The organism is Algibacter sp. L4_22 (assembly GCF_023473045.1).
GTDB lineage: Bacteria > Bacteroidota > Bacteroidia > Flavobacteriales > Flavobacteriaceae > Algibacter.
This window is the reverse complement of the sequence record NZ_JAMCOK010000001.1, coordinates 772,986-798,780: the sequence shown is the minus strand read 5'-3', so window position 1 is coordinate 798,780 and position 25,795 is coordinate 772,986. Positions and strand designations below refer to the sequence as shown.

Genomic DNA, 25,795 nt, shown 5'->3' with positions numbered 1-25,795 from the left:
AAAAACTAGCGCCTCCTATTTGGTAAAAGTGGCGGCGGCTCACCATTAAAAGGGTTCCACCTACTAATACTTTTAGCATCCATACCTGCAGCACTCACAATAGCGCGATCTCCATAACGCTGACGCATTTTATCGATAGCTTCGGTTAAATGAATTTGCTTTTCGTTATCTTCAAATAAGTTAACTTGATGACCGCCCTCTACCAAATGGCTAAACTTCACCCCAATTAAACGCACCAACAATCGGCGATTATACAGCTTTCTGTACAAATCTAAAACGACCGGAATAATATTATGATCCATGGCACTGTACGGAATACGCTGTTGTTGGGTATACGTTTGAAAATCGGAATACCTAATTTTAAAAGTAACGCAAGCCGTTAATTTATTACCTCGCCGTAATTGATAAGCCAAATTCTCGGTCATGGCCACAATAATACTTTTTAGTTTAGAAACATCTGTGGTATCTTTATTAAAGGTACGCTCGGTTGAAATGGATTTTCGTTCTTGATATTGCACTACAGGACTAAGATCAATACCATTTGCTTTTTTCCAAATACTTAACCCATTTTTACCAAGTACTTTATGCATTAAATCCATTGGCATCTCTTGCACGGTTTGGATGCGTTTTACACCCAAATCGCAAAGTGATTTATACGTAACCTCGCCAACCATCGGTATTTTCCGAACAGAAAGCGGTGCTAAAAAAGGTTTTTCATTACCCGATAAAATTCTTATTTCATTATTAGGCTTGGCTTCTCCTGTCGCTATTTTAGAAACCGTTTTATTAATAGATAGTCCAAAAGAAATAGGCAGTCCCGTTTCCTTCATAATACGTTGTCGTAATTCCGAAGCTAGTTTATGGCAACCAAAAAACTTATCCATACCTGTTAAGTCGATATAAAATTCGTCGATAGATGATTTCTCATAAACTGGAACACTTTCCTTTATAACATCGGTAACATCTCTAGAAAAATTACTGTAAATTCCAGAATTCCCTCGTAAAACAACAGCCTCCGGACAAAGTGATTTTGCCAAACGCATAGGCATTGCAGAATGAATACCAAATTTTCGAGCTTCATAACTACAAGACGCCACAACACCACGGTCTGATGTGCCACCAATAAGCACAGGCTTACCTATTAAACGACTATCAAGTAGGCGCTCGCAAGACACAAAAAATGTATCTAAATCCATATGAACAATAGATCGGTTTTTACTCATGTTGGGGTGATTTATGGCAGCAAAACCATGATGATAATTCTGCATTAAAATTACCATAAAATAAAATACAAACGTCAATTATTTTACTCGAAAACCGAATATAGACTTAAATAAAAAGGTGAAATACGCTACCCAATTGACTGCTAATAATTTGAATTTTTCAATAATTACTGCAGCTCTCAGAAGATTAATTATGGCAAAATAATCAAAGATTTATTGTTAATAAATAATTAATTCATGCGTGATATATTTCAAACTTCATCTAAAACAATTCTCTCTTTCAAACGAAACAAAATAAATAATTAATTAAGCGTCTCCTGAAAAAGTTTAAATATGCGTCGGTATTCATCGGACCAGCTTGAAGCTTCAACAAATCCATGACTTTCCATTGGAAAAACAGCTAATTCCCAGTTTTCTTTTTTCAACTCAATTAACCGCTGAGATAAACGAACCACATCTTGAAAATGGACATTAGTATCAACCATACCATGAAGTATTAATAAGTTACCTTTTAAACCTTCAGCAAAATACAAAGGTGAACTTTGTCGATAAGCTATAGGATCTTCAAAAGGCGTATTTAAAATAGGTGCTGTATAGCCGTGATTGTAATGTGCCCAATCTGTGACAGAGCGCAACGCCGCACCACTTTTAAAAGTATCGGGCGCATTAAACATAGCCATTAAGGTAATAAACCCACCGTAAGATCCGCCGTAAATACCGAGTCTATCTTTATCGATACCTTGGTTTTCTACTAGATATTTAGCACCATCTACTTGGTCGTCTAAATCTTGCCCGCCCATGTGGCGATAAATTGCGGTTCGCCAATCGCGACCATAACCTTTACTAGCTCTATAATCTATAGCCAAAACCGTGTAACCATTATCTACCAAAATATTATGAAACATATATTCTCTAAAATAGCCCGGCCACCAGCGGTGTACATTTTGTAAATAACCTGCGCCATGAACAAATATTACGGCGGCACCATTTTTTTTAGCTTCGGTAGGTTTGTAAAGTGTTGCTGGAACTTTTTCGCCATCGCGAGCAGTGAAGTTTATAATTTCGGAATCTATCCATTTATAAGATTTAAAAGCATCGGTGGTCGATTCGGTTAACTGCGTCATTTTCGCTCCAGCTTTGTTAGGCATCACATATAATTCCCAAGGTTTATTAGTGTAAGAATAACGAATAGCCAGCTTAGTTTCATCTGGAGAAATGGTTACTTCATGTCCACCTTGGCGCGATGTAATTTGTACCATTTCGCCTCCTTTTACTGGTAAGTGATAAAAATGCTGTTCGTGCGGACTCACTTTGTTGCTCGTTATAAAGAAAGTTTTACGATCTTTTGACAGGCTAACTTCCTGAATTTCGAATTCACCCTGAGTTAACGCTTTTATTTTACCAGAATTTATGTTGGCTGTATACAAGTGTGAATAGCCTGTTTTTTCGGACTGAAACCAAATATTGCTTTCATCTATCCAGCCCATTTCGGCACGAGAAAACCAACCGACTCCAGGGCCACCAATCCATGCATCGTCATGCTGTTTATCAATCTGTTTTAAACTTCCATCTTCTAGATTCACCAACATAATCCAGCGGTCTTTATTATCTTGAGATGTTATATTTACTAATGCTTTTCCATTACCAGAAAACACAGGACTACCTATTTCCACACCTCTCGGGTCATCAAAAGTATCTTTATATTCTGATGGATTTTCAGCATATTCTTTTAAGTATTTTGGTTTGTCTTTAATACCGCTTAGCTCATTGGTTTTTATTTGATAGGCTTCTCCGGTTTTAATATTTAAAATCCAAGATTCGTAGCTATTTGGAGTAACACCAACTTTAGGTCTAGCATTTAAATTTTCGGTATAACCACTTTCGGTAACGTAACTAGGTACGTTAGTGTTTTTATGTTTTTGAGGAATCCTTAAGCTATAAATTACAAAGTTTAAATCGGCAGAAATATCAAAATCAACCAAATTTTTATCTTCTAAAAATATAGGTTTAGGATGATTAGAAACCAATTGTTCGTTTCTATATGTTCTGGCGTCAGTTTCGTTTTTACGCTTTTCGAGGATATTAAAATATTGTAATTGATCGTCTTCTAGCCATTGCTCTTTCGTGCTAAGCTTAGGCTCCTCCTTTTCACTTCCCGTTTTAAAATTAGTGAGTTGCATAATGGTACCATTGCTAATATGCCATTGAAATAAATTGTTATCTCGCTTATAAACAATCGATTTTTCATCACCAGAAAATACAGGATTAGATTCTCGATCAATAGTATTTGTAATTTGTTTTTTAGAATAATTACCGGTATTCATTAAAAATAAATCGCCATCTTTTTGGTAAACCATCCATTTTCCGTTTTTGGAATATTCACCTAAATTTGATTTTTGCTTAAGCGCTTCAAACGATGATTTACTTATTTTTTTTGATTTAATATCTACTTGATAAGTAGACGGAATGGTATCGTTATCCGGATTCCAACTAAAATAAATAGCTTTACTATTATCTGCCCATTTAACACTTGTTGGTAAATAGCCTACAAAATCTTCACCTTGCATAATTTCATCGATACTAAGAGCCGAATCGTTATTAACCTGCCCGAAAGTAAATGCTGTAAAAGCAAGACATAAAAGTGCTATAAGTTGTTTCATATTGAAATTTTAAGATTTTGAAGTAAACCAATTGTTATGTTACGAATTTAGCGGTTTTAGATTGAAGAATGAAATACCTTTTTAAAGTAGTTTTAATATTGTTTAATGAATTTGCTTCGGAATTACACATCATGGTTTGTTTTTCTGAAAAAACCGTCGTAAAAACTAAATAAAAGGCATTAGCTAAAGGGCTGTTTTTCAGTGTGTTTTTAATGTTAAATATTCTTTAAAGTCAACAATAGCGTGAGGTTTTTATGACTTCGGAATCTTATATTTGAAGTTAACATTTATTTATAAAAACCTTATTTATATGATTAAAAGAGTTTTCCTTACACCCTTTCAAAAATTTGTAAAAATTGAAAGTTTCAGTGGTATTCTACTCATGTTTGCTACGCTTCTTGCTTTGGTTTGGGCAAACTCTCCTTATGGAGATAGTTATAGAGAACTTTGGCAATATGATTTAGGAATTGTAACAGAAACTTTTGAGTTTAAGAAGCCTTTAATTTTATGGATTAATGATGGGCTGATGGCTATATTCTTCCTTCTAATTGGGTTAGAAATAAAACGAGAGTTATTAATTGGTGAACTTAATACGCCGAAAAAAATAGCCTTTCCGTTGGTTGGTGCTTTAGGAGGTATGTTGGTACCGGTAATCTTCTTTTTAGTTTTAAATCAAAACCCTGAAACTGCTAAAGGCTGGGGTATACCCATGGCTACGGATATTGCGTTTTCACTAGCTATTTTAAATGTACTTGGCAAACGCGTGCCTTTAAGTCTTAAAATATTTTTAACCGCATTTGCTATTGTAGATGATATAGGAGCTGTTTTAGTTATTGCAATTTTTTATAGTGGAAACATCAATATCACTTTATTGTTGATTGCACTAGCTATGCTTGCCATTTTATACTTCCTATCTTATAAAGGGATTTATTCTAAATTTATCATGTTTTTCTTCGGAATTGTTATCTGGTTTTTATTCTTAAAATCTGGTATTCACCCAACGATAGCCGGTATTTTGTTAGCTTTTTCTGTACCTATTAGACAAAAAATTGATACTTCTAAATTTTTAGTAGAACTAGAAAATGTATATAATAATATTAGAACCGCTAGTGTGTTAAAAAAACCCATTCTCTCGCATGAGCAAATTGGCCATGTAGATAATTTAAACGATTGGTCGGCTAAATTTCAATCGCCATTACAGCATTTAGAGCATAGCTTACACGGCTGGGTGGCCTATTTTATCATTCCTATTTTTGCGCTTGCCAACGCAGGTGTGTTAATTTCTGGTTCGGATAATTTAGATATCGCTTTAGTCATTAATATAATAATATGTTTAGTTTTAGGAAAAGCTATAGGGATTACTTCTATTGTATTTATTGCTCAAAGATTAAAATGGATAGAAGTACCTAGCGATATTAGTTTCAAGCAAATTATAGGCGTTGCTTTTTTAGCGGGTATTGGTTTCACAATGGCTATATTTATAGCTAGTTTGGCATTTGTTTCTACACCAGAATTTATCGATTCTGCTAAAATAGGCATCCTTATTGGGTCTTTTATTTCCGCAATTATTGGGTATCTCATACTTCGTGTGGGATCTAGTAAAACATCCAAAACTTAGCCTATTTTTCTTTTAAATTTTAAAAAAGTCTACGAGCTTTTTTTATTTAACAATAAATTAACTTCGATTAGTTCGGTTTGTTCCGAACTAAAAAATATATTTGCAGAGAATTTTCAGAAAATAAATAATTCGTTTTCAGAAAATAGAAACAAAATAATTAAAAATGAAAAATAATATCTGTCAAAAAAAAATGGGCTTAGTTGAGAAACTAGGAGTGCATTTAGAAGCCAGAGAGCAATTAGCCCCAGTTGCTGCACGTATATTGGCGTACATAATTCTTACGGGAAAAAGAGGTGCCACTTTCGAAGATATGGTATCCATTCTTTGTGCTAGTAAAAGCACGATTTCAACCCATCTTAACCATTTACAAGATTTAAATAAAATTGAATATTTCACAAAAACGGGCGATCGTAAAAAGTATTTCATAATCAATAAAAATACCATTATCCAACATGTGGATAGAATGATAAGCCACTGGGATCAAGAACGCGCTATTCATTTAGAAATTAAAGATTATAAAGAAACTCAAAATGAGATAAAAATTGAAAACAACGACGAGAAGTTCGATTTAACATTTCACAACGATTACGTCAAATTTGTAGATGAAGCTACAGCTTCAGTTAAAGAATTAAGAGATAAATTAATAAACAACCAATTCCATATTTAAAGTTAACAACAATGAAAAAGAATAACTTATACTCCATATTAACGCTAAGTCTTATTTTAGTCGTTTTTAGCTGTGGCAATAAAACCGAACAAGCTGCCGCAACACAACAAGCTCCTCCTCCCGCTTTTCCTGTAACTGCGATACAACAAAAAACAGTAACTGGTTACCAGGAATACCCAACAAACATAGAAGGTATTGTAAATAGTGATGTAAGAGCCAAAGTTTCGGGTTACATTCAAAACGTATTAGTAGATGAAGGTCAAAAAGTTCGTAAAGGACAACCTTTATTTAAATTAGAAACACAGTCTTTAAGCCAAGATGCAGGTGCTGCAAAAGCACGTGTAAATGTGGCACAAGTGGAAGTAGAAAAATTAGTTCCTTTAGTCGAAAAAAATATTATTAGTGCTGTACAGTTAGAAACAGCAAAAGCTAATTTAGCACAAGCAAAAGCTGCTCTAAGTGGAGTTTCTGCTAATATTGGTTATGCCACTATTAAAAGTCCTGTAGACGGTTACGTTGGTGCTATTAACTTTAGAGAAGGTGCTTTAATTAGCCCAAACGATAGTAACCCGTTAACTACTGTTAGTGACATTAGCCAAGTCTATGCCTTTTTTAGTTTTAACGAAGCGCAATATATAGATCACTTACAAAGGTTTGAAGGACAAAACAAAGCAGAGCGTATTAAAAACTCACCAGATCTAAGTTTAGTTTTAGCTAATGGAAAAATTTATTCTGAAACTGGACGTATTCAAACCAGTACAGGTCAAATTAACGAAAGTACAGGGACTATAAAAATTAGAGCTGCTTTTGATAATCCAAACGAGATTTTAACCAATGGTAACAGTGGTAAAATTAGACTTCCAATAGAATACAAAGACGCTATTGTGGTACCACAATCAGCAACGTTTGAACAGCAAAAAGATATCATGGTTTTTACTGTTGATCAAGATAATAAAGTAAAATCTAATATTATAAAAGTACAAGGTACTGTAGGTAACTTATATGTTGTAGAATCTGGACTTAAAGTAGGTGATAAACTTATTGTTTCTGGAGTAGGAAAATTAAGAGCAGGAATGCCTATTACTCCACAAGACACACCTTTTGAGGAGGCTATTAAGCCCGTAGCTGTATTATTTAAAAATTAGAAAACCATAAACTTATTTAGTTATGTTAAAAACATTTATTGAAAGACCGGTTCTTTCAACGGTAATTTCTATTATCATAGTAGTACTTGGTGTTATTAGTATATCGAGTCTGCCTATAGAAGAGTATCCAGATATTGCACCACCAACAATTAAAGTAACGGCATCTTATGCAGGAGCCAATGCAGAAACTGTTTTAGAGAGTGTAATTATACCTATAGAAGAACAAATTAATGGTGTGGAAGGTATGAGTTACATTACCTCTACAGCATCTAATACAGGTACAGCAGAAATCACCGTTTACTTTAATCAAGAAGTAGATGCAGATATTGCTGCAGTTAACGTTCAAAACCGTGTGTCACGTGCAAGTGCTTTATTACCTCAAGAGGTTATTCAAACTGGTGTAATAACACAAAAGCAAGAAACGAGTGCTTTAATGTTTATTTCAATGTATTCTGAAAATGAAGATTATGACGCTACATTTATTCAGAATTACTTAAAAATAAACGTAGTACCTGCTATGCAACGTATTAGTGGTGTTGGAGATGTTAGTTTATTCTCCCAACAAGATTATGCTATGCGTATTTGGTTAAAACCTGACAAACTAGCAACCTATGGTTTAATACCTTCAGATATTACAGCAGCATTAGCAGAACAAAATTTAGAAGCAGCTGCAGGTTCTTTAGGTCAGAATAATGGTGAAGCGTTTTCATACACATTAACTTATGGAGGACGTTTTAAAAATGAACAACAATATGCAGACATCGTTATTAAAGCCTTAGGTGATGGAGAGTTTCTACGTCTAAACGATGTGGCAACTATAGAGTTAGACGCACAATCTTATGCAGCTAACGCTATGAGTATGGGTAATCCAGCGGTTTTTATGGGTATTTTCCAAACCAAAGGATCGAATGCAAGAGAAATTATTGAAAACATTAAAGTGACTTTAGAGTCGGTTAAAAAGGACCTTCCAGAAGGATTAGACGTTTTTGTACCTTACGATACGAGTTTATTCTTAAATGCTTCTATCGAAAAGGTAATTAGTACTTTATTAGAAGCCTTCTTATTGGTGTTCTTAGTAGTGTTTATCTTCTTGCAAGATTTTAGATCTACATTAATTCCAGCAATTGCCGTTCCGGTTTCTATTATTGGTACGTTCTTTTTCTTGAATATTTTCGGGTATTCAATTAACTTGTTAACACTATTCGCGCTAGTACTTGCTATTGGTATTGTGGTAGATGATGCTATTGTGGTTGTGGAAGCTGTACATGCTAAATTGGACCAAGGCGAAAAGAACCCTAAAAAGGCGACACTTACTGCCATGAACGAAATATCTGGAGCTATTATATCTATTACTTTGGTAATGGCAGCGGTATTTATTCCGGTAACGTTTGTAACTGGTCCTACAGGTGTATTTTACGAGCAATTTGGTGTTACTTTAATTATTGCTATTTTAATTTCAGCAGTAAACGCATTGACTTTAAGTCCGGCATTATGTGCCTTATTATTAAAGGCACATAAAGATGATGAAGAGCTAAAAGGAAAGAGTCCATTAAAGCGTTTTTATAAACTTTTTAATCGTGGTTTTAATGCTACAATTGACCGATATGGGAAATCACTTCATTTTTTATACAAAGTAAAATGGGTATCGCCTTTATTATTAATTTTAGCTGTTGCTGGAATCTTTTGGGCATCTAACACAACACCTACTGGATTTGTACCAAATGAAGATAGAGGTATTATTTTCGCAAATATTGCATTACCAGAAGGTTCTTCTTTAGATAGAACAGATGCTGTTTCTAGAGATTTATACGGTAAAATAAAAGATATTGAAGGTATTGTTGCCGTAAACTTTATTAAAGGTAGAAGTTTAATTAACGGAACAGGTAGTAATTATGGTTTTGGTATTATAAAATTAGCAGATTGGGCCGACCGTGAAGATGTTTCAACTTCCGTACAAGCCATTACAGGTAAGTTATTTGGAGTTGCTGCAGGAATAAAAGATGCAAATATTATTTTCTTTTCACCACCAAGTATCCGTGGTTTTGGTAATTCGGCTGGTTTTGAGGTAAATTTATTAGATAAGTTTGGTGGCGAGTTTTCAGACTTAGATAAAGCGAATAAAGATTTCGCGATGGCTTTAATGGCACATCCAGAAATTAAATACGCGCAATCCTCTTTCAGTACAAACTATCCACAGTACGAAATGGAAGTTAATGTACCGTTAGCAAAAGAAAAAGGTGTACCGATTAACAGCATATTCTCAACATTACAAGGTTATATTGGTGGAATTTACGCTTCAGATTTCTCTCGATTTGGGAAACAATTTAGAGTGTATATTCAAGCTTTGCCAGACGACAGAGCAAATGTAGATGATTTAAATAGCATGTATGTACGTACAGATTCTGGTGAAATGACGCCAATTACACAGTTTGTAAAATTAGAGCGTGTTTATGGACCACAATCGGTAACACGTTTTAACTTATTTAATTCTACATCTATAACTGGTGCTACAAACGCAGGTTTTAGTACGGGTGATGCGATTAGAGTTATTGAGGAAGAAGTCGCGAAGTTACCAAACAATTATACCGTTGCCTATTCTGGTTTAACACGAGAAGAAGTAAGTGCAGGTAACCAAACCATATTCATTTTCGCATTAAGTATTCTATTTGTTTACTTCTTGTTAAGTGCGCAGTACGAGAGTTACCTATTACCGTTTGCCGTAGTGTTATCACTACCATTTGGGGTATTTGGAGCCTATATTAGTACTAAGTTCTTTGGCTTAGAAAATAATATTTATTTCCAAATTGCCTTAATCATGCTTATTGGTCTACTCGCCAAAAACGCCATACTTATTGTAGAGTTCGCTCTACAAAGACGTAAAAACGGAGAAAGCATTGTAGATGCAGCAATTCATGGTGCAAAAGCACGTTTACGTCCAATTTTAATGACATCGTTTGCCTTTATTCTAGGTTTAATGCCATTAGTATTAGCAAAAGGTGTTGGAGCAGAAGGAAATAACTCTATCGGTACAGGTGCCGCAGGAGGAATGCTAATCGGAACCATGTTAGGAGTATTCGTAATTCCTATTCTATTTATATTATTTCAATGGTTACAAGAAAAAGTTTCTAGTAAACCAGCAGTACAAACAATTGAAGAATAAAAACTATGAAATCAATTATAAACCATAAAAACTTCACTAAAACCATGCTATTAGGCTTGGTTTTAGTGACCTTACAAAGTTGCTTTGTTGCAAAAGATTACGACCGACCAGAATTAATTGCTAACGAAGCGCTATATCGTACCGATAATTTGCCAACCGATAGTATTTCTATGGCCGATGTATCTTGGAAAACTATTTTTACCGATCCGTTTTTAAATGAATACATAGCCGAAGGTCTTGAAAACAATATGGATGTCCGTATTGCAATTCAGCAAATGGCAGCAGCGAATGCTTATGCCAAACAAGGTAAAGCCGGCTATTTTCCAACATTAAGCGTTGGGCCTAATTATACACACCAAGAATATTCAGAAAACAGTCAATTTGGCTCTATATTTAGTGGCGGTTTAGACACTTACGACGTTACCGCAAACCTATCATGGGAAGCCGATATCTGGGGAAAAATAAGAAGTAACAAACGCGCTACTCAAGCCGCATACTTACAAAGTGTTTCTGGTCATCAAGCAGTAAAAACACAATTAATTTCTAGTATTGCGAACACGTATTACAACCTGTTAGCTTTAGATGCACAATTAGAAGTGACTAAAGAAACTATTGAAACTAGAAAAAGTGGTGTAGAAACTATAAAAGCACTTAAAGATGCGGGACAAGTCACTCAAGTTGCTGTAGACCAAAATATAGCACAGTACAACAGCGCCAGAGCTTTACAAGTAGATTTAGAAACAGCCATTTTTAAAACTGAAAACACACTAAGTATTTTATTAGGCAGAACGGCTCAACATTTTGAACGTAGCAATTTAGACACTCAAAAAATACAGCAAGATATTGCGCTTGGTGTTCCTGCAACATTATTAAACAACAGACCAGATGTTATGGCGGCCGAGTACGGCTTAATTAATGCTTTTGAGTTAACCAATGTGGCAAACAGTAATTTTTACCCATCATTAACATTAACGGCATCTGGTGGTTTACAAAGTTTAGAGTTAGATAACTTGTTTAATGCAAACTCATTATTTGCAACAATAGTTGGTGGTTTAACACAACCCTTATTAAATCAAAGAAAACTTAAAACTCAAAAAGAAGTCGCTCTTGCAAATCAAGAAAGTGCTTTATTAAACTTTAAGAAAACACTATTGATTGCTGGAAATGAAGTTTCTAACGCTCTATATACTTATAAAGCTGAAACCGAAAAATTTCAATTTAGAACTAATGAAGTTGAAGCATTACGCACCGCCGAAGCAAACTCCGAAGAGTTACTTAAAAATGGTTATGCAAATTATCTGGATTTATTAACAGCTAGACAAAGTGCTTTAAGCGCAGAGCTTAACGTAATAGACACTAAATTACAACAATTAGTTTCTATTGTAGATTTATACGAAGCACTTGGTGGCGGATGGAAATAAAATGAAATGATTACTAAAAAAGAATTGCTAAGTTGTGCTATCAACAAGTTTACTCAACTAGGTAGTAAACATGTTTCACTAGATGAAATAGCGCAAACTTTAGGCATTTCTAAAAAAACAATTTATACTTTCTTTAAAAATAAAGAAGATTTAGTAAGCGCTAGTTTAGAGAGTTTATTAAATGAGTATAAAGAAAAAATAAATGGGATTGTTGCTTGCAACGGTAACGATCCTGTTTTTTGTGTTGTTTTAATTTACGAAAAAGGGTTTGAGTATTTAAAATACTTCAAGCCCTCTTTCATTTTTGGCTTAGAAAAGTACTACCCCAAAGCATACAAATTATTTCAGGATTTCACTGAAGAACTCGCCTTTACCACCGTTTACAATTTACTTAAAGACGCACAAAAAAACGGGCACATTAAGCCCGATGTAAATTTAAGATTAGCTGTAAAAATTTACTTTTTAAGAATTGACAACGTGGCTTTCAAAAAAAAGAACCTCTTCGATTTATACGGAAAAGACACTTTATTTAAACACATGGTTGTTTATAATTTAAAAGGTATTATTTCAAACACATATTCTAATCCTTATTTTGAATAGATTTGTATTTTTGCCAAATGAAAGAAGATATTAAAATCCCCAAAGTTGAAGATGTTTACGTTGCTATAGTTAACGAATACAACGATATTTATAAAACTCAAGACTGGAATGCCTACATTATAAACGATAAAGATGTTGATTTAGAAATGGTCTTGATTGTTACTGGTGGTTATTCTGAAAAAAAAACAACTTCTGTTTTTAGAAAAAAACTAGACAAGCTTCCTAAAAAAAGTTACGCAAAAATAGAATTGATGCACGAAGATTTATTCGCGATAAACAACACTTTTAAAGTCTCTTTTTTCGAAGGCAATAAAATGTTCGACAAAACATATTTATTCCGTGAAAACACTGTTAATTTGAAAGCCTTACAAGCCTTACCGCTTATGCAAGTAAAAGGTGTTTTAGTAAAGTAAAACTTTTTTTAATTAGAAGAAGAGAAGTTTATGTTTAATCCTATTTTCGTCTAATATTTACCAGAAACAAGTTTTTTATGAAAAGCTCAACAGCTATTTTTTATATGATTTTGAGTGTTATTGCATTTTCATTAATGAATGCCGTAGTAAAATGCCTTAGTGGTTTTGGTGCTTATCAAATAGTATTTTTTAGATCTATAGGAACTTTATTATTTACAGTGCCGTTAATTGTAAAAGCTAAGATTCCTATTCTAGGAAATAATAAAAAACTATTGTTTTTAAGAGGTCTTTTTGGTGTTATTTCTTTAACGTGTTTTTTTCAATCATTAAACTATATTTCGTTGGGTACAGCGGCTTCATTGCGATATACATCACCAATTTTTGCAGCAATTTTTGCGTTATTTTACCTAAAAGAGAAAATAAAACCGATACAATGGATTTTGTTTGTAATCGCTTTTTTAGGTGTTTTAGTTATTAAAGGATTTGGGGCAGATGTTAATTCTTTGGGGGTGATTTTTGCAATATTATCAGCCATTTTTTTAGGACTCATATTTATTGTAATCCGAAAATTAGGAGATTCAGAACACCCATTAATCATCATAAATTATTTTATGGTTTTAGCTTTTTTGTTTGGAGGGATAATGTCTATAAAATACTGGAAAACACCTAATTTAACAGAGTGGCTACTTTTATTAAGTTTAGGGGTTTTTGGATATGTTGGCCAGATATTTATGACGAAATCTTTGCAGGCAAGTGAAACCAATATAGTGGTGCCATTAAAATATTTAGAAGTTGTATTTATGATTATAATTGGTGCGTTTTGGTTTGATGAAATTTATACTTTGTGGACCTTATTTGGGGTCTTTTTAATAATGTTCGGGTTGCTTTATAATATTTATTTAAAGAGAAAGCGGGATTGATTTTTGTTAATCTTTTTGGTATCGTTGTTTAACTAAAGGCTCAGAGAGCATACCCATCAAATTTTTGTCACTTCGACTTTAAGAGAAGTCCCATAACAGTGAGCATACAAACCAGAGTTTTTTTATGAGATTTCTCCCTTTGGTCGAAAGGACAAAACTGTGTTGAAATCTATTCAAACTCACTATTTAAAAAAGTAAAAGAAGGCTTCATTTCTTTTATAAGTGCTAATTTCTTCTCACGTCTCCATTTTTTTAGTTCCTTTTCTCTTACAATGGCTAGTTGAATCCAAGTATGTTTTTCGTAATAAACTAAAAATTCAATATTATATTTTGCTGCAAATGTTTTCTTCTTTTCAATGATGTTTGTTTTATGTTGTTGTAAACGTTCTTTTAAGTTATTGGTTACTCCAACATAAAATGTAGAACGGTATCTATCTGTAATTATGTAAACATAATAAGTGTGAAATCCTTTTTATGGGTTTAGCATTTTGTTTTAAAGGTAAGAAAAAATATTTGTATAAATTGGTACTTCAAACTTAGTGAGAATGTAAATCATGAGCTTGTTTATGAGATTTATCCTATAGTCGAAATGACAAGCTCTATGAAAAAAAACACTAACCTTTGTCATTTCGACTATAGGATAATTCCTGCAAAGTAGCTCAAACAACCAAAAATATTATGTGATTTCTCTCTTCGATCGAAATGACAAACAAGGAAATAGCCAAATGGTTAAAACAATAAACTGCACGTAAAAAATAGTATTATTATTTATGCAATTTAAGCTGTATACGCTTTCGCGGAACATCGACTTCTAAAACCTTTACAATAATTTGTTGATGTAAACTTACGTGCTCATTAACATCTTTTACAAAACTATCGGAAAGGTTTGATACGTGTATCAAGCCACTTTCCTTGATACCAACATCAACAAAACACCCAAAGTTGGTGATGTTGTTTACAATACCTGGAAGCAGTTGGCCTTCGTGCAAATCGTTAATGGTTTTTATATTTTGATTAAAGGTAAATACCTTAGCCTGCTCACGAATATCTAAACCTGGTTTTTCCAGTTCTTTTACAATATCTTCCAGCGTTAATAAACCAACAGTTCCGGTGCAATAGTTTTTTAAATTTATAGTTTGAAGAAGGGCTTTATTGCTAATCAACTCTTCTACCGATGTTTTTAAATCTTTCGCCATTTTAGCAACAATAGCATAACTTTCCGGATGCACTGCAGAATCGTCTAACGGATTTTCAGCATCCTTAATTCTTAAAAAAGCAGCACCTTGCTCAAAAGCTTTTCCGCCTAAGCGTGGCACTTTTTTAATAGCTGCTCTAGATTTAAAAACACCGTTTTCATTTCGGTAATTAAAAATATTTTCGGCTAATTTTGGACCAATTCCAGATACATAACTCAGTAAACTTTTACTGGCCGAATTAATATTTACACCTACAGCATTTACACAATTCTCCACAACAACATCCAATTGTTTTTGTAGTTTATTTTGATCTACATCGTGTTGATATTGACCAACACCAATAGATTTGGCATCTATTTTAACCAACTCCGCCAATGGATCTTGTAAACGGCGCCCAATAGACACAGAACCACGAACGGTAACATCGTAATCAGGGAATTCTTCGCGCGCAATTTTAGAGGCCGAATAAATACTTGCTCCAGCTTCACTAACTACAAAAACCTGTATATCATTTTTAAAATGCACTTTACGCACCAAAGTTTCGGTTTCTCGAGATGCCGTACCGTTACCAATGGCAATGGCTTCAATTTTATAAGCATCGCAAAGCGAACTTATCTTTTTCATAGCACCAATACTATCACTTTTTGGTGGATGTGGATATATTGTTTCGTTATATTTTAATTGTCCTTGTGCATCTAAACACACCAATTTACAACCCGATCTAAAACCTGGATCTATTGCTAAAACACGTTTTTCACCCAATGGAGAACCTAATAAAAGTTGTTTTAAGTTCTTAGCAAAAACAGTAATTGCAGCTTCATCGGCTTTATCTTTTGCTATTTGCATCGCCTCGTTGCTTAAAGACGGTAGTAATAATCTCTTGTAAGCATCTTTAATGGCGAGCTGTATTTCTTCCGCGCAAGCGTTATTACTTTTAATAATACGACGTTCTATGTTATCGAAAGCACGGTCGCGATCTATTTCAACTTTCACGCGAATAAAACCTTCTTTTTCTGCGCGTAAAATGGCTAATAATCTATGTGATGGAATTCTACTCAGACTTTCTTCCCAATCGAAATAATCACGGAATTTTTGAGCATCCTCATCTTTAGCTTTTGTTTTTACCACTTTCGTGGAAATCATAGCGAAACGTTCTAACTGACGACGAATATTATTTCTAACATCCGCACGCTCATTGATCCATTCTGCTATAATATGCCTTGCACCTTCCAAAGCTTCTTCAACCGATGACACCTCGCCTTTTACATATTTAAAAGCAATAGATTCTACATCACTGGCATTCTGGCTCATTATTATTTTTGCCAAAGGCTCTAAACCGTTAAGTCGTGCTTTTTCAGCTTTAGTTTTTCTGCTTTTCTTAAAAGGCAAGTATAAATCTTCAAGAGCCGTTAAATCTTGCGTACTTTCAATTTTTTGTTTTAATTCCGTAGTTAAAACACCCTGTTCTTCTAAAGCCTTTAAAACTGCTTTTTTCCGTTTCTCTAAAGCTTCAAATTGTTCTTTAAATTTTACGATGTCTCCAATTTGGACCTCATCTAAATTTCCGGTACGCTCTTTTCTATATCGCGAAATAAAGGGAATGGTACAATCTTCATTTAATAAATCGACCGTATTTTTAACCGATTGCTCAGATAAACTGGTATTTGAAATGATGTAGGAAACAAGTGATTTCATAAGTTTAAAAAATATAAAAGCGAATGTAATAAAGTTCTATAAAATGTAGTGACTAGGCTAGCGCTTTTCTTTTAAACAGAAATACTTTAAGCATTAAAAAACCTTAAAAGTTAAGGCTATATATTTAAGGAAAGTCTTTAACAAAAAAAACCAACCCGAAAAAGGTTGGTTCTTTACTTATAACATAAATTTTGTAGGTAATTTTTAGTCTAAGGCAGGTATACGTAATACTTGTCCTGGGTAAATTTTATCAGGGTCAGTAAGCATAGGCTTATTGGCTTCAAAAATAACCGGGTACTTCATAGCATTTCCGTAATAATTTTTTGCAATCTTTCCTAATGTGTCACCACTTGCTACGGTATGGAACTGCGCTTCTGGCTCTACGTTTTCAACCGTCATTTGGTCGTCTACAGTAGCAATACCATTCGAGTTACCTACTACTAAAATAACTTTTTCTTTAGTAGCTTGATCGTAAGCTGCACCAGTAATGGTAGCGGCATCATCATCAATAAATATCTTTAAATTTTCAACTTGTAATTTCAAGTTTGAAACAGTTTCTTGTAAATTTCTTGCTGCAGCTTCTTCTAATTTAAGTTCTGCTGCCGCCGCTTCTGTTGCAACTTCTACTGCTTCTTCTGCATCTGTTTTACCAATTCCAAATACTTTGGCTCCGGCATTCTTAATAAATGAAAATAATCCCATATTTAGTTTATTGTTTTAGGTTTAATATTTGGTTTGAAAGCAATTTAATAAATTATTAAACACCTTCTATAATTAAGACACTAAATCTTCCGAAGGGTCACATGTTTTATGAAAAAAATAGACTAAAAGCACATTAAAACAAAAAACCCACTTAAAACTCTCATTTCAAGTGGATTCTAAACTAAATAACTAATTCAATTATTTTATATTCTTTTATTTTCTCTTGGGTTTTCAACACGTTCCTTTTTAAACTTACGCATTTTATCACTATTAGTATCTGTTGTTGTTACCTTAGATTTTGCAGATCTTAAATACTGGATATATCCACGGCCTTCAAACTCATATGTAGTTCCAGATGCTGCGTGATACAATTCTATTTTACCATCGTTAATTACGCTTAACTCAAATTGTTCGTTATCAAAATAATCGTAATCCAAGGTTAGGGTTTTTAAATACACATCATTACTAACATCACCTACCCCGTAAACCCCTGTATAATCCCAATATAAATTGTTTATATTTTTACCGCTATCATCTTGTGAACTTTTAAATTCCGAGTCATTTCCTCCGGCTAAAAACTGTAAATAGTTTTCGTTATCAAAATCGTTAAGAGCTCCCTGGTTACTTGTATAAACTTTTTCCCAAGCATTATATTCTTGTAAAAAATAATGAATATTATCGTAGAACACAAAATCGTAATCAAACGTATTACGTTCATAACCATCTAAAAAATAAGAGGTATCGTTATTTGGGTTATACAATTCAATGGTATTATAATCAACTTGATATACATCAAACGTATTAAAACCATCGGCATCATGCTCCACATCCAAAATCATTTCGTAGGTATTATAAGTGGCCACATCTATACCAAAACCATTTCCGGTATCGCCAAGACCAACAATATTATTATTCGCATACATAACCCCATTTTTAAACGATATAGTAAAAGCCTTTTGTAAAAAAGCCGTTTCACCAAAACCTTTAGTCGCATTAATATCAACGTACCACAACTCGTATGAGTTTAGTAATTGATTAACCGATATTGTAGGCTCATCAATATAATCGTCTACTATAACTTCGGTATAGCAAGACGTAAAAAGTGTCGCGATTAAAGCAAAGCTCGAAAGTAATTTTATAGTTTTCATATTGTAATATTTTAGTAAAAATGGCTGTGTTCTATAATCCTAAAAACAAGCATTTTTAATGTTTCTATATTACAGGTTTCAAAACGCGTGCCAAAAAATAATTTCATTATCCTTAATCTACTTATATAAGACTAAAATTTTCCGTATTTTTGATATATAAATTTGATTCAATATCATGGATAAACCTTTAAAATACGCGGTTTTTGGCGCAGGAAGCTGGGCTACAGCTATTGTAAAAATGCTTAGCGAAAATCTTGACGAAATTGGTTGGTATATGCGCAGTGTTTACACCAAAGAACATTTATTACGAGAGCAACACAACCCTAATTATTTAAGTTCGGTAGAGTTTCATTTAGACCAACTTAAAATTAGTAACAACATAAACGAAATTGCAGAATATGCCGATGTGCTCATTTTTGTAATTCCCTCTGCATTTATACACAGTGAATTAGAAAAACTTAATGTTAACATAGAAAATAAAACTATAGTATCGGCCGTAAAAGGTATTATGCCCGAAACCGGACTATTGGTCGGTCAGCATTTTCACGACATCTACAACGTACCTTACGATAATATAGCCGTAATAGCTGGTCCATGCCATGCCGAAGAGGTTGCCCTAGAGCGCCTTTCTTACTTAACTATTTCGTGTTCAGATCAAGTTAAAGCCAAACAAATTGCCGATAATTTATCTTCAGATTATATAAAAACAAAAATTAGCGACGATATTATCGGTATAGAATATGCCGTAATGCTTAAAAATATTTATGCTATAGCAGCCGGAATAGCACATGGTTTGGGTTATGGCGATAATTTCCAAAGTGTACTTATGAGTAATTCCATTCGTGAAATGAAACGTTTTATCAAGAAAATGCATAAAATGAAACGTAACATCAATAATTCCGCTTATTTAGGCGATTTATTAGTTACCGGTTACTCTGTTTTTTCCCGAAACCGTATGTTTGGAAACATGATTGGTAAAGGCTACACCGTAAAATCTGCACAGATGGAAATGAACATGGTGGCCGAAGGCTATTACGCCACAAAATCGGCACATTTATTAAACGTAAAAAACACCAAAAAGACGCAATTACCCATAATAAATGCCGTTTACGAGATATTATACGAAAACAAAAACCCGAAAAAAGTATTTAAAAAACTGACCGATAAGTTAGATTAAAACTTACTTTTGGGCGTTACCCGAAAAAGGGTCGGGCTTTCACTACTCGCTCCCTTCCTTTGGTCGGGGAGCTCAAACAAACCGTTCAATCCCTAACGCAAAACTAAATACTTAAGTTAATTTAAGATTTTAAATATGTGATATTATTGCTTATCATTATAATATTAAGTTTCAAGAAGATTTAACCTATAATGGATTTTAATTAGAAAAAAATAAGTAAAACTCAAGACCTCTTTCTTTTGAAAAAACACTCTCTGAACTAGAAATAAAGCACACATATATTAAACCATATAAACATCAAACAAACGGTATAATAGAACGCTTCTTTTATTAAAATTTCAAACTTTAACACCATTCTATAGATACCATTTCCGGAGGAAGTATTTTCATCTAAAACATTTGTTTCTAAGTGCATTAATTGATAAATTTAGTCCATTAAACTATTTCAAAATTTTGGCTTATGAAAAACATGTTCAATGAGAAAGAAATACTGACTGTTGTTGATAGAATTAAAAAATTACACAAGGAAGCGGAACCTCTTTGGGGAAAAATGAGTGTTGATCAAATGCTAGCACATTGCAACGTAACTTACGAAATGGTTTATGATAAAAAGCACCCAAAACCAAACGCGTTTAAACGCTGGATGCTTAAAGCTATTGTAAAACCAGTAGTTATTGGAGACAAACCTTACAAAAAGAATAGCCGTACAGCTCCCGAATTTATAATTAAGGGTACTAAAAACTTCGATTTAGAAAAAAACCGACTGGTAGATTTTATTAATAGAACACAACGCTTAGGTTCCGGTCATTTTGAAAACAAAGCATCACACTCTTTCGGGAACTTAACTAATAAAGAATGGAATACTATGTTTTACAAACATTTAGACCATCATCTAAATCAGTTTGGTGTTTAAAACTCATAAAAAAAGCCAACTATTAAATAGCTGGCTTTTACTTTTTAAATTAACTTGATTTAAGCCAATTGTTTAATGGTAATTATTTATCGGTATAGACCTTAGAGTCTTCCCCTTTACCAAATATCATAACTAACTTGTCTTGGGCATTCATGTACACTGCATCTAGTTTCCAACCTTCATTTTTTGAAGCTTCGATTAAACACTTTCTAACATCAGGATTAAATAAATTTAATTCAGACTTAATTGTATCTGCTTTTACATTAATTGAAAACAAAAGCATTGCTACTACGCTAATTAATTGTAACTTTTTCATTAGAGTATATTTTAAATTATATACTATATTACGATATAATTTAATCATTCTTAAATATAATAGTTGACTGTATTTTATTAACGTTTAAATCAATAACTCTACCCAAAATCAAAGCGCGATTATCTTTTTCGTGACCAGCAGGAACATTAAATGCAATAGGAAAATCGTAGTCTGATAAAGCGTCTAAAAACAATTGTTCAATAGATGTGCCCCAAGGAGTTGTATTCTTTCTAACCCGACTAATACCTCCAATAATAACACCTTTACAATTATCAAAATACCCAGCACGTTTTAAACTTTGCAACATTCTATCTATATGGTATTTGTACTCGCCTACTTCTTCTATAAAAAGAATTTTTCCATCGGTATCAATACTTGTTTTAGAACCCAACATAGTATGTAATAACGTTAAATTCCCACCAACTAATGGAGCTGTAACAGTTCCTGGTCGGTTATATTTAGAACCCTCAAGTGTATAACTTAATGGTTTTCCAAAAATAGCCGCTTTAAATGTCGCAATAGGTTTTTCTATGGTACTCATATCATCGGGTAAACTTAAACACATAATACCATGAATACTCTCAATACCTTCATTATTAAATTGATTATGCAATGCCGTAATATCACTATAACCAATAAGCCATTTTGGATGTTGTTTAAACTTAGTGTAATCTAATTTATCCAAAATTCTAACCGTACCATAACCACCTCGAGCACACCAAATAGCGCTAACTGTGGAATCATCTAGAGCATTCTGAAAATCGGCACAACGTTCATCATCCGTACCTGCAAAATGATCCGCTTTACTAAATACATGCTCACCAACAATAGCATGTAAACCCCAACTTTTAAGTAACGCTTTGGCTTCTTCAATTACTTTTACACCGTTTTTTAGTACGCCCGAAGGAGCAACAATGGCAACGGTGTCACCTGCTTTTAAGTATGGAGGCTGTATCAATTTAGTAGATTTTTTTAATGATGTGTCTTGCGCTAATAATGTTGTTTTTCCGAAGAAAAAAATGGAACAAAATAAAATTGTAATATATGTAATTCGTGTCATAATGTAAATGTACATTTTTTTTCTAAATAGGCCTTAAATTGATTACTTTTACGGCTTCAAATACACTTGTATTCCCGAGTAAAATAGATATATTTTTTAATATCAGCAATTAATTTTAATCCAGCTAATACTCGAAATACATTCAAAATATAATTTTTAAATTGATGAACACACCAAAAAGATACACCATAACAGCTGCTTTACCATACACCAATGGCTCAATACACATCGGACATTTAGCTGGTGTTTATGTACCTGCAGATATTTATGCACGATATTTACGCCTAACCGGAAATGATGTATTATTTATTGGCGGAAGTGATGAACATGGTGTGCCAATTACCATTAAAGCTAAAAACGAAGGTGTAACACCGCAAGATATTGTAGATAAATATCACGCGATTATTAAAAAATCGTTTGTTGATTTTGGAATAACTTACGATAATTATTCTCGTACATCTGCTCCAATTCATCATGAAACAGCTTCGGAGTTTTTCAAAACTTTAGATGCAAAAGGTGAGTTTATTGAAGAAACATCAGAACAACTTTACGATGCTGAAGCTAATCAATTTTTGGCCGATAGATTCGTAATTGGAACTTGCCCTAAATGTGGTAATGAAGAAAGTTATGGTGACCAGTGTGAAAACTGTGGAACTAGCCATAATGCTACAGATTTAATAAATCCTAAATCGGCTATAACAGGTAATGTACCAACATTAAAACAAACAAAACACTGGTATTTACCATTAGATAAACACGAAGCTTTTTTAAGAGAATGGATTCTTGAAGGGCATAAAAAAGATTGGAAACCCAACGTTTACGGACAATGTAAATCTTGGATAGACGATGGTTTACGACCAAGAGCAGTAACTCGAGATTTAGACTGGGGAATTCCTGTTCCTGCCGAAGGCGGTGAGGGTAAAGTACTTTATGTTTGGTTCGATGCTCCTATTGGTTATATATCATCTACCAAAGAATGGGCTGCTCGCGAAGGCAAAGATTGGGAACCATACTGGAAAGATAAAGACACTAAATTAGTACACTTTATAGGTAAAGATAATATTGTGTTTCACTGTATTATTTTCCCTGCAATGTTAAAAGCTGAAGGCTCTTATATTTTACCAGATAATGTACCTGCAAACGAGTTTTTAAATTTAGAAGGCAACAAATTATCAACCTCTAAAAATTGGGCGGTTTGGTTACCAGAATATTTAGAAGATTTCCCGGGGCAACAAGATGTTTTACGTTACGTATTAACAGCAAACGCACCAGAAACTAAGGATAACGATTTTACTTGGAAAGATTTTCAGGCAAGAAATAATAATGAGTTGGTAGCTATATTCGGAAACTTTATTAACCGTGTAGTTGTTTTAACCAATAAATATTATGAAGGTATTGTGCCAAGTCCTTCTGAATTTTTGCAAGTAGATGAAGAAACTTTGGCCGCTATAAAAGCTTATCCAGATGTTATTGCTAGTTCTATAGAGCGTTATCGTTTTAGAGAAGCAAGCCAAGAAATGATGAATTTAGCTCGTTTAGGGAATAAATACCTAGCCGATGCTGAACCTTGGAAGGTTATTAAAGTAGATGCAGAACGCACAAAAACCATTATGTATGTGGCGTTACAAATTGCTTCTGCATTAGCAACTTTAAGCGAACCCTTTTTACCGTTTACTTCAACTAAATTAAAAAATATACTAAATCATTCTGCGCTTGATGCTGATACGACTTGGAAAGAAGTTACCACAAAAAGTGTGTTACTTCCTGCAGGACATAAAATTGGAGTAGCAGAATTATTATTCTCTAAAGTTGAAGATGAAACTATTCAAAAACAACTTGATAAATTAGCCGCTAGTAAAAAAGCAAACGAAGCCGCTAATAAAGTGGTAGAACCTCAAAAAGAGACTATAAATTTTGATGATTTCACCAAATTAGATATGCGTGTTGGTACTATTATTGAAGCCGAAAAAATGCCGAAAGCTAAAAAACTTCTAGTTTTAAAAGTAGATACAGGTATTGATGTGCGTACTATTGTTTCTGGCATTGCAGAGAGTTTTAAACCAGAAGAAGTGGTTGGGAAACGTGTTACCGTTTTAGTAAATTTAGCGCCAAGAGCTTTACGTGGAGTTGAAAGTGAAGGTATGATTTTAATGACTGAAAGTGAAGATGGAAAATTGGTGTTTGTAAATCCAGACACGGATAATGTTGCTAATGGGTTAGCGATAAGCTAATAACTTTTATGAAAAAACGTTTACTATTTATTGTCCTATTTTATTGTTTTTTTGGTTTTTCTCAAAACCCAGTTTTGAATTTACCAGTAAATTATAAATCAGAATTTTATAGAGATAAAGAGTCTCTTGCTTTAATAAATGAAAGTAAAAGTGAGTTAGTGCTTTTTATTGAGGATTATAAAAAGACTAAATTGGTTTTACTTAATAGTGATTTTGAAATTAAATCCGAATTTGAAATGCCAACTTTACCAAAATCATTTAAAAACTATCTTGGTTATACAATTAATAAAGATAATAGTTATTCGATTTTTTACTCAAATCTCAAGAAAACAAAATTTGGAAGGTTAGATTTTGATTTTAAAACAAAGGAAACGAGTGTACACAAATTAGATTTTTCATTAAATTTTGAAGGATTTGTGAAAACCGTAAAATTTAATAATGTATTATATATAATTTCTGTAACTAACCGAAGTAATGATGTTCATTTTTATACCAATAACGATAAAGGGAGCTTTGATAAAAAAACAATATCATTTAATTTTTTAGAAGAGAAGGAATATGGAAAGAAAAAAAGAGCATCTAATTTTATGTCTAGAGGATCTCTTGAAACAATAGATGTTGCTTTATCCAATAACTATGGATTAATTTTAAGTTCTAGTAAAATCTATTTAAAAGGAGAAGAATTTATTTTCACATTTGATCAGGATAAAAATAAAACAATAGTAGTAACACTTAATCCAACCAACTTTAATGTAAAACATGATGTTTTTCAACATTCTGAGGTCATTGGACAACAATTTTCAAAACATAATTCATATATTTTTGATAATAAATTATTTCAAATTAGTAGCTCAAGAGAGCAAATGAAGTTTACAGTTAAAGATTTTAAAACAAAAGAATTAATTAAAGATATAGTTTTAAATAAACCTGATTCAATTATGTTTAAAAACACACCAATCATTCAGGGAACAACTTCTTCAAAAGAAACTATGCTAGGCTTAACACATCAAAATAGTAAAATAAAAGAGATTGAGGCTACAAGTAAGTTTTTAAAAAAAATTACAAGAGATAAGATAGGTATTTCTGTTTATAAGCAAAATACTAACTTCAGCATTCTATTAGGAGGTGAAGTTATAAATACTAGTGGAGGAGCTTCAATGCCTGGTTTCGGTGGAGTTCCAATTGGTGGTTTTGGACCTTTAAGTGTTAGTTTTAACCCAACATTTTCAGCTTATGGGAATTATGCATTATCTACTTATATTGGTTGTCTTTTCGATGAAAATTTAGAACATTTAAAAGGTGAAATAGAAAAAAATGGACTAGACAAGATAAAGGATTTTGAAGATTCTTTTGATAGTAAAAATATATATGCTCCTAAAGCTAAATTAACCAATGTATTTTCATTTAATAATAAATTGTATTTTGGATACTTAAATACTGAAGACAAAAATTATCATCTAATAGAATTTGAAAAGTAATGAATAAAAGTATTATTTACTTTTAAGAAGGTCTAATTTACTAACTTTATAA

At 33.0% G+C, this 25,795-nt stretch carries 20 protein-coding genes; 12 read left to right on the top strand and 8 right to left on the bottom strand.

The features are described 5' to 3' along the window. Positions 1 to 5: 5 nt before the first annotated feature. Both dinB and M4I23_RS03345 read right to left on the bottom strand, forming a co-directional pair. Entirely contained in the window at positions 6 to 1,223 is a 1,218-nt protein-coding gene (gene dinB, locus M4I23_RS03350; protein ID WP_249753444.1) for a DNA polymerase IV, read from the bottom strand. 302 nt (positions 1,224 to 1,525) lie between these two features. Next, positions 1,526 to 3,883 (bottom strand): prolyl oligopeptidase family serine peptidase, encoded by a 2,358-nt coding sequence (locus M4I23_RS03345; protein ID WP_249753443.1) that lies wholly within the window; start codon positions 3,881 to 3,883, stop codon positions 1,526 to 1,528. 310 nt (positions 3,884 to 4,193) lie between these two features. On the opposite strand from M4I23_RS03345, the gene nhaA reads away from it, so the two are divergent. The 8 genes from nhaA to M4I23_RS03305 all read left to right on the top strand — a co-directional run bounded on the left by nhaA (position 4,194) and on the right by M4I23_RS03305 (position 13,827). Continuing rightward, on the top strand, positions 4,194 to 5,501 hold the full coding sequence (nhaA, locus tag M4I23_RS03340; RefSeq protein WP_249753442.1) for a Na+/H+ antiporter NhaA: 1,308 nt from the start codon (positions 4,194 to 4,196) through the stop codon (positions 5,499 to 5,501). 163 nt (positions 5,502 to 5,664) lie between these two features. Continuing rightward, positions 5,665 to 6,168, top strand: a complete 504-nt coding sequence (locus tag M4I23_RS03335; protein ID WP_158846821.1) for a GbsR/MarR family transcriptional regulator — start codon at positions 5,665 to 5,667, stop codon at positions 6,166 to 6,168. Positions 6,169 to 6,179: 11 nt separating this feature from the next. Then, positions 6,180 to 7,313 carry an efflux RND transporter periplasmic adaptor subunit gene (locus M4I23_RS03330; RefSeq protein ID WP_249753441.1) on the top strand — a complete coding sequence of 378 codons (1,134 nt, stop codon included), beginning with the start codon at positions 6,180 to 6,182 and terminating at the stop codon, positions 7,311 to 7,313. A 22-nt stretch (positions 7,314 to 7,335) separates the two neighbouring features. After that, positions 7,336 to 10,473 (top strand): efflux RND transporter permease subunit, encoded by a 3,138-nt coding sequence (locus M4I23_RS03325; RefSeq protein WP_158846817.1) that lies wholly within the window; start codon positions 7,336 to 7,338, stop codon positions 10,471 to 10,473. Between the two features lie 5 nt (positions 10,474 to 10,478). After that, complete coding sequence (locus tag M4I23_RS03320; RefSeq protein WP_249753440.1) at positions 10,479 to 11,894, top strand: efflux transporter outer membrane subunit; 1,416 nt, start codon at positions 10,479 to 10,481, stop codon at positions 11,892 to 11,894. A 6-nt stretch (positions 11,895 to 11,900) separates the two neighbouring features. Then, positions 11,901 to 12,494, top strand: coding sequence for a TetR/AcrR family transcriptional regulator (locus M4I23_RS03315; RefSeq protein ID WP_158846813.1), 594 nt, complete (start codon positions 11,901 to 11,903; stop codon positions 12,492 to 12,494). A gap of 17 nt (positions 12,495 to 12,511) precedes the next feature. Beyond that, positions 12,512 to 12,907: a hypothetical protein gene (locus M4I23_RS03310; RefSeq protein ID WP_249753439.1), complete on the top strand. Its 396-nt coding sequence runs from the start codon at positions 12,512 to 12,514 to the stop codon at positions 12,905 to 12,907. A gap of 77 nt (positions 12,908 to 12,984) precedes the next feature. Then, on the top strand, positions 12,985 to 13,827 hold the full coding sequence (locus tag M4I23_RS03305) for a DMT family transporter (RefSeq protein WP_249753438.1): 843 nt from the start codon (positions 12,985 to 12,987) through the stop codon (positions 13,825 to 13,827). A gap of 169 nt (positions 13,828 to 13,996) precedes the next feature. Here M4I23_RS03305 and M4I23_RS03300 read toward each other — a convergent pair whose 3' ends face one another. From M4I23_RS03300 to M4I23_RS03285, 4 genes are all read right to left on the bottom strand, one after another. Continuing rightward, on the bottom strand, positions 13,997 to 14,272 hold the full coding sequence (locus M4I23_RS03300; RefSeq protein ID WP_249753597.1) for a GIY-YIG nuclease family protein: 276 nt from the start codon (positions 14,270 to 14,272) through the stop codon (positions 13,997 to 13,999). A gap of 319 nt (positions 14,273 to 14,591) precedes the next feature. After that, on the bottom strand, positions 14,592 to 16,718 hold the full coding sequence (locus tag M4I23_RS03295; RefSeq protein ID WP_249753437.1) for a Tex family protein: 2,127 nt from the start codon (positions 16,716 to 16,718) through the stop codon (positions 14,592 to 14,594). A 204-nt stretch (positions 16,719 to 16,922) separates the two neighbouring features. Further along, the gene (gene lysM / locus M4I23_RS03290) at positions 16,923 to 17,420 is read right to left on the bottom strand and encodes a peptidoglycan-binding protein LysM (protein ID WP_158846807.1); all 498 of its coding nucleotides are present in this window, start codon (positions 17,418 to 17,420) and stop codon (positions 16,923 to 16,925) included. A gap of 203 nt (positions 17,421 to 17,623) precedes the next feature. After that, positions 17,624 to 18,568 (bottom strand): nicotinic acid mononucleotide adenyltransferase, encoded by a 945-nt coding sequence (locus M4I23_RS03285; RefSeq protein ID WP_158846805.1) that lies wholly within the window; start codon positions 18,566 to 18,568, stop codon positions 17,624 to 17,626. Between the two features lie 175 nt (positions 18,569 to 18,743). Here M4I23_RS03285 and M4I23_RS03280 point away from each other — a divergent pair, with 175 nt between their 5' ends. Together M4I23_RS03280 and M4I23_RS03275 are read left to right on the top strand one after the other, a co-directional pair. Further along, on the top strand, positions 18,744 to 19,745 hold the full coding sequence (locus M4I23_RS03280) for an NAD(P)H-dependent glycerol-3-phosphate dehydrogenase (protein ID WP_249753436.1): 1,002 nt from the start codon (positions 18,744 to 18,746) through the stop codon (positions 19,743 to 19,745). 460 nt (positions 19,746 to 20,205) lie between these two features. Beyond that, on the top strand, positions 20,206 to 20,658 hold the full coding sequence (locus M4I23_RS03275) for a DUF1569 domain-containing protein (RefSeq protein ID WP_158846801.1): 453 nt from the start codon (positions 20,206 to 20,208) through the stop codon (positions 20,656 to 20,658). Between the two features lie 82 nt (positions 20,659 to 20,740). On the opposite strand, the gene M4I23_RS03270 is transcribed toward M4I23_RS03275, so the two are convergent. Together M4I23_RS03270 and M4I23_RS03265 are read right to left on the bottom strand one after the other, a co-directional pair. After that, positions 20,741 to 20,974: a hypothetical protein gene (locus M4I23_RS03270; RefSeq protein ID WP_158846799.1), complete on the bottom strand. Its 234-nt coding sequence runs from the start codon at positions 20,972 to 20,974 to the stop codon at positions 20,741 to 20,743. A 40-nt stretch (positions 20,975 to 21,014) separates the two neighbouring features. Then, positions 21,015 to 22,034, bottom strand: a complete 1,020-nt coding sequence (locus tag M4I23_RS03265) for an LD-carboxypeptidase (protein ID WP_249753435.1) — start codon at positions 22,032 to 22,034, stop codon at positions 21,015 to 21,017. Between the two features lie 164 nt (positions 22,035 to 22,198). Between M4I23_RS03265 and metG the strand changes: the two genes are divergently transcribed. Together metG and M4I23_RS03255 are read left to right on the top strand one after the other, a co-directional pair. Continuing rightward, positions 22,199 to 24,265, top strand: a complete 2,067-nt coding sequence (gene metG, locus M4I23_RS03260; RefSeq protein WP_249753434.1) for a methionine--tRNA ligase — start codon at positions 22,199 to 22,201, stop codon at positions 24,263 to 24,265. 74 nt (positions 24,266 to 24,339) lie between these two features. Beyond that, positions 24,340 to 25,743: a hypothetical protein gene (locus tag M4I23_RS03255; protein ID WP_249753433.1), complete on the top strand. Its 1,404-nt coding sequence runs from the start codon at positions 24,340 to 24,342 to the stop codon at positions 25,741 to 25,743. The last annotated feature ends 52 nt before the right edge of the window (positions 25,744 to 25,795 follow it).

Excerpts from the sequence above, each read along its gene's own strand:
- dinB (WP_249753444.1), bottom strand. The coding sequence starts at position 1,223 with ATGAGTAAAAACCGATCTATTGTTCATATGGATTTAGATACATTTTTT.
- M4I23_RS03345 (WP_249753443.1), bottom strand. The coding sequence starts at position 3,883 with ATGAAACAACTTATAGCACTTTTATGTCTTGCTTTTACAGCATTTACT.
- nhaA (WP_249753442.1), top strand. The coding sequence starts at position 4,194 with ATGATTAAAAGAGTTTTCCTTACACCCTTTCAAAAATTTGTAAAAATT.
- M4I23_RS03335 (WP_158846821.1), top strand. The coding sequence starts at position 5,665 with ATGAAAAATAATATCTGTCAAAAAAAAATGGGCTTAGTTGAGAAACTA.
- M4I23_RS03330 (WP_249753441.1), top strand. The coding sequence starts at position 6,180 with ATGAAAAAGAATAACTTATACTCCATATTAACGCTAAGTCTTATTTTA.
- M4I23_RS03325 (WP_158846817.1), top strand. The coding sequence starts at position 7,336 with ATGTTAAAAACATTTATTGAAAGACCGGTTCTTTCAACGGTAATTTCT.
- M4I23_RS03320 (WP_249753440.1), top strand. The coding sequence starts at position 10,479 with ATGAAATCAATTATAAACCATAAAAACTTCACTAAAACCATGCTATTA.
- M4I23_RS03315 (WP_158846813.1), top strand. The coding sequence starts at position 11,901 with ATGATTACTAAAAAAGAATTGCTAAGTTGTGCTATCAACAAGTTTACT.
- M4I23_RS03310 (WP_249753439.1), top strand. The coding sequence starts at position 12,512 with ATGAAAGAAGATATTAAAATCCCCAAAGTTGAAGATGTTTACGTTGCT.
- M4I23_RS03305 (WP_249753438.1), top strand. The coding sequence starts at position 12,985 with ATGAAAAGCTCAACAGCTATTTTTTATATGATTTTGAGTGTTATTGCA.
- M4I23_RS03295 (WP_249753437.1), bottom strand. The coding sequence starts at position 16,718 with ATGAAATCACTTGTTTCCTACATCATTTCAAATACCAGTTTATCTGAG.
- lysM (WP_158846807.1), bottom strand. The coding sequence starts at position 17,420 with ATGGGATTATTTTCATTTATTAAGAATGCCGGAGCCAAAGTATTTGGA.
- M4I23_RS03285 (WP_158846805.1), bottom strand. The coding sequence starts at position 18,568 with ATGAAAACTATAAAATTACTTTCGAGCTTTGCTTTAATCGCGACACTT.
- M4I23_RS03280 (WP_249753436.1), top strand. The coding sequence starts at position 18,744 with ATGGATAAACCTTTAAAATACGCGGTTTTTGGCGCAGGAAGCTGGGCT.
- M4I23_RS03275 (WP_158846801.1), top strand. The coding sequence starts at position 20,206 with ATGAAAAACATGTTCAATGAGAAAGAAATACTGACTGTTGTTGATAGA.
- M4I23_RS03270 (WP_158846799.1), bottom strand. The coding sequence starts at position 20,974 with ATGAAAAAGTTACAATTAATTAGCGTAGTAGCAATGCTTTTGTTTTCA.
- M4I23_RS03265 (WP_249753435.1), bottom strand. The coding sequence starts at position 22,034 with ATGACACGAATTACATATATTACAATTTTATTTTGTTCCATTTTTTTC.
- metG (WP_249753434.1), top strand. The coding sequence starts at position 22,199 with ATGAACACACCAAAAAGATACACCATAACAGCTGCTTTACCATACACC.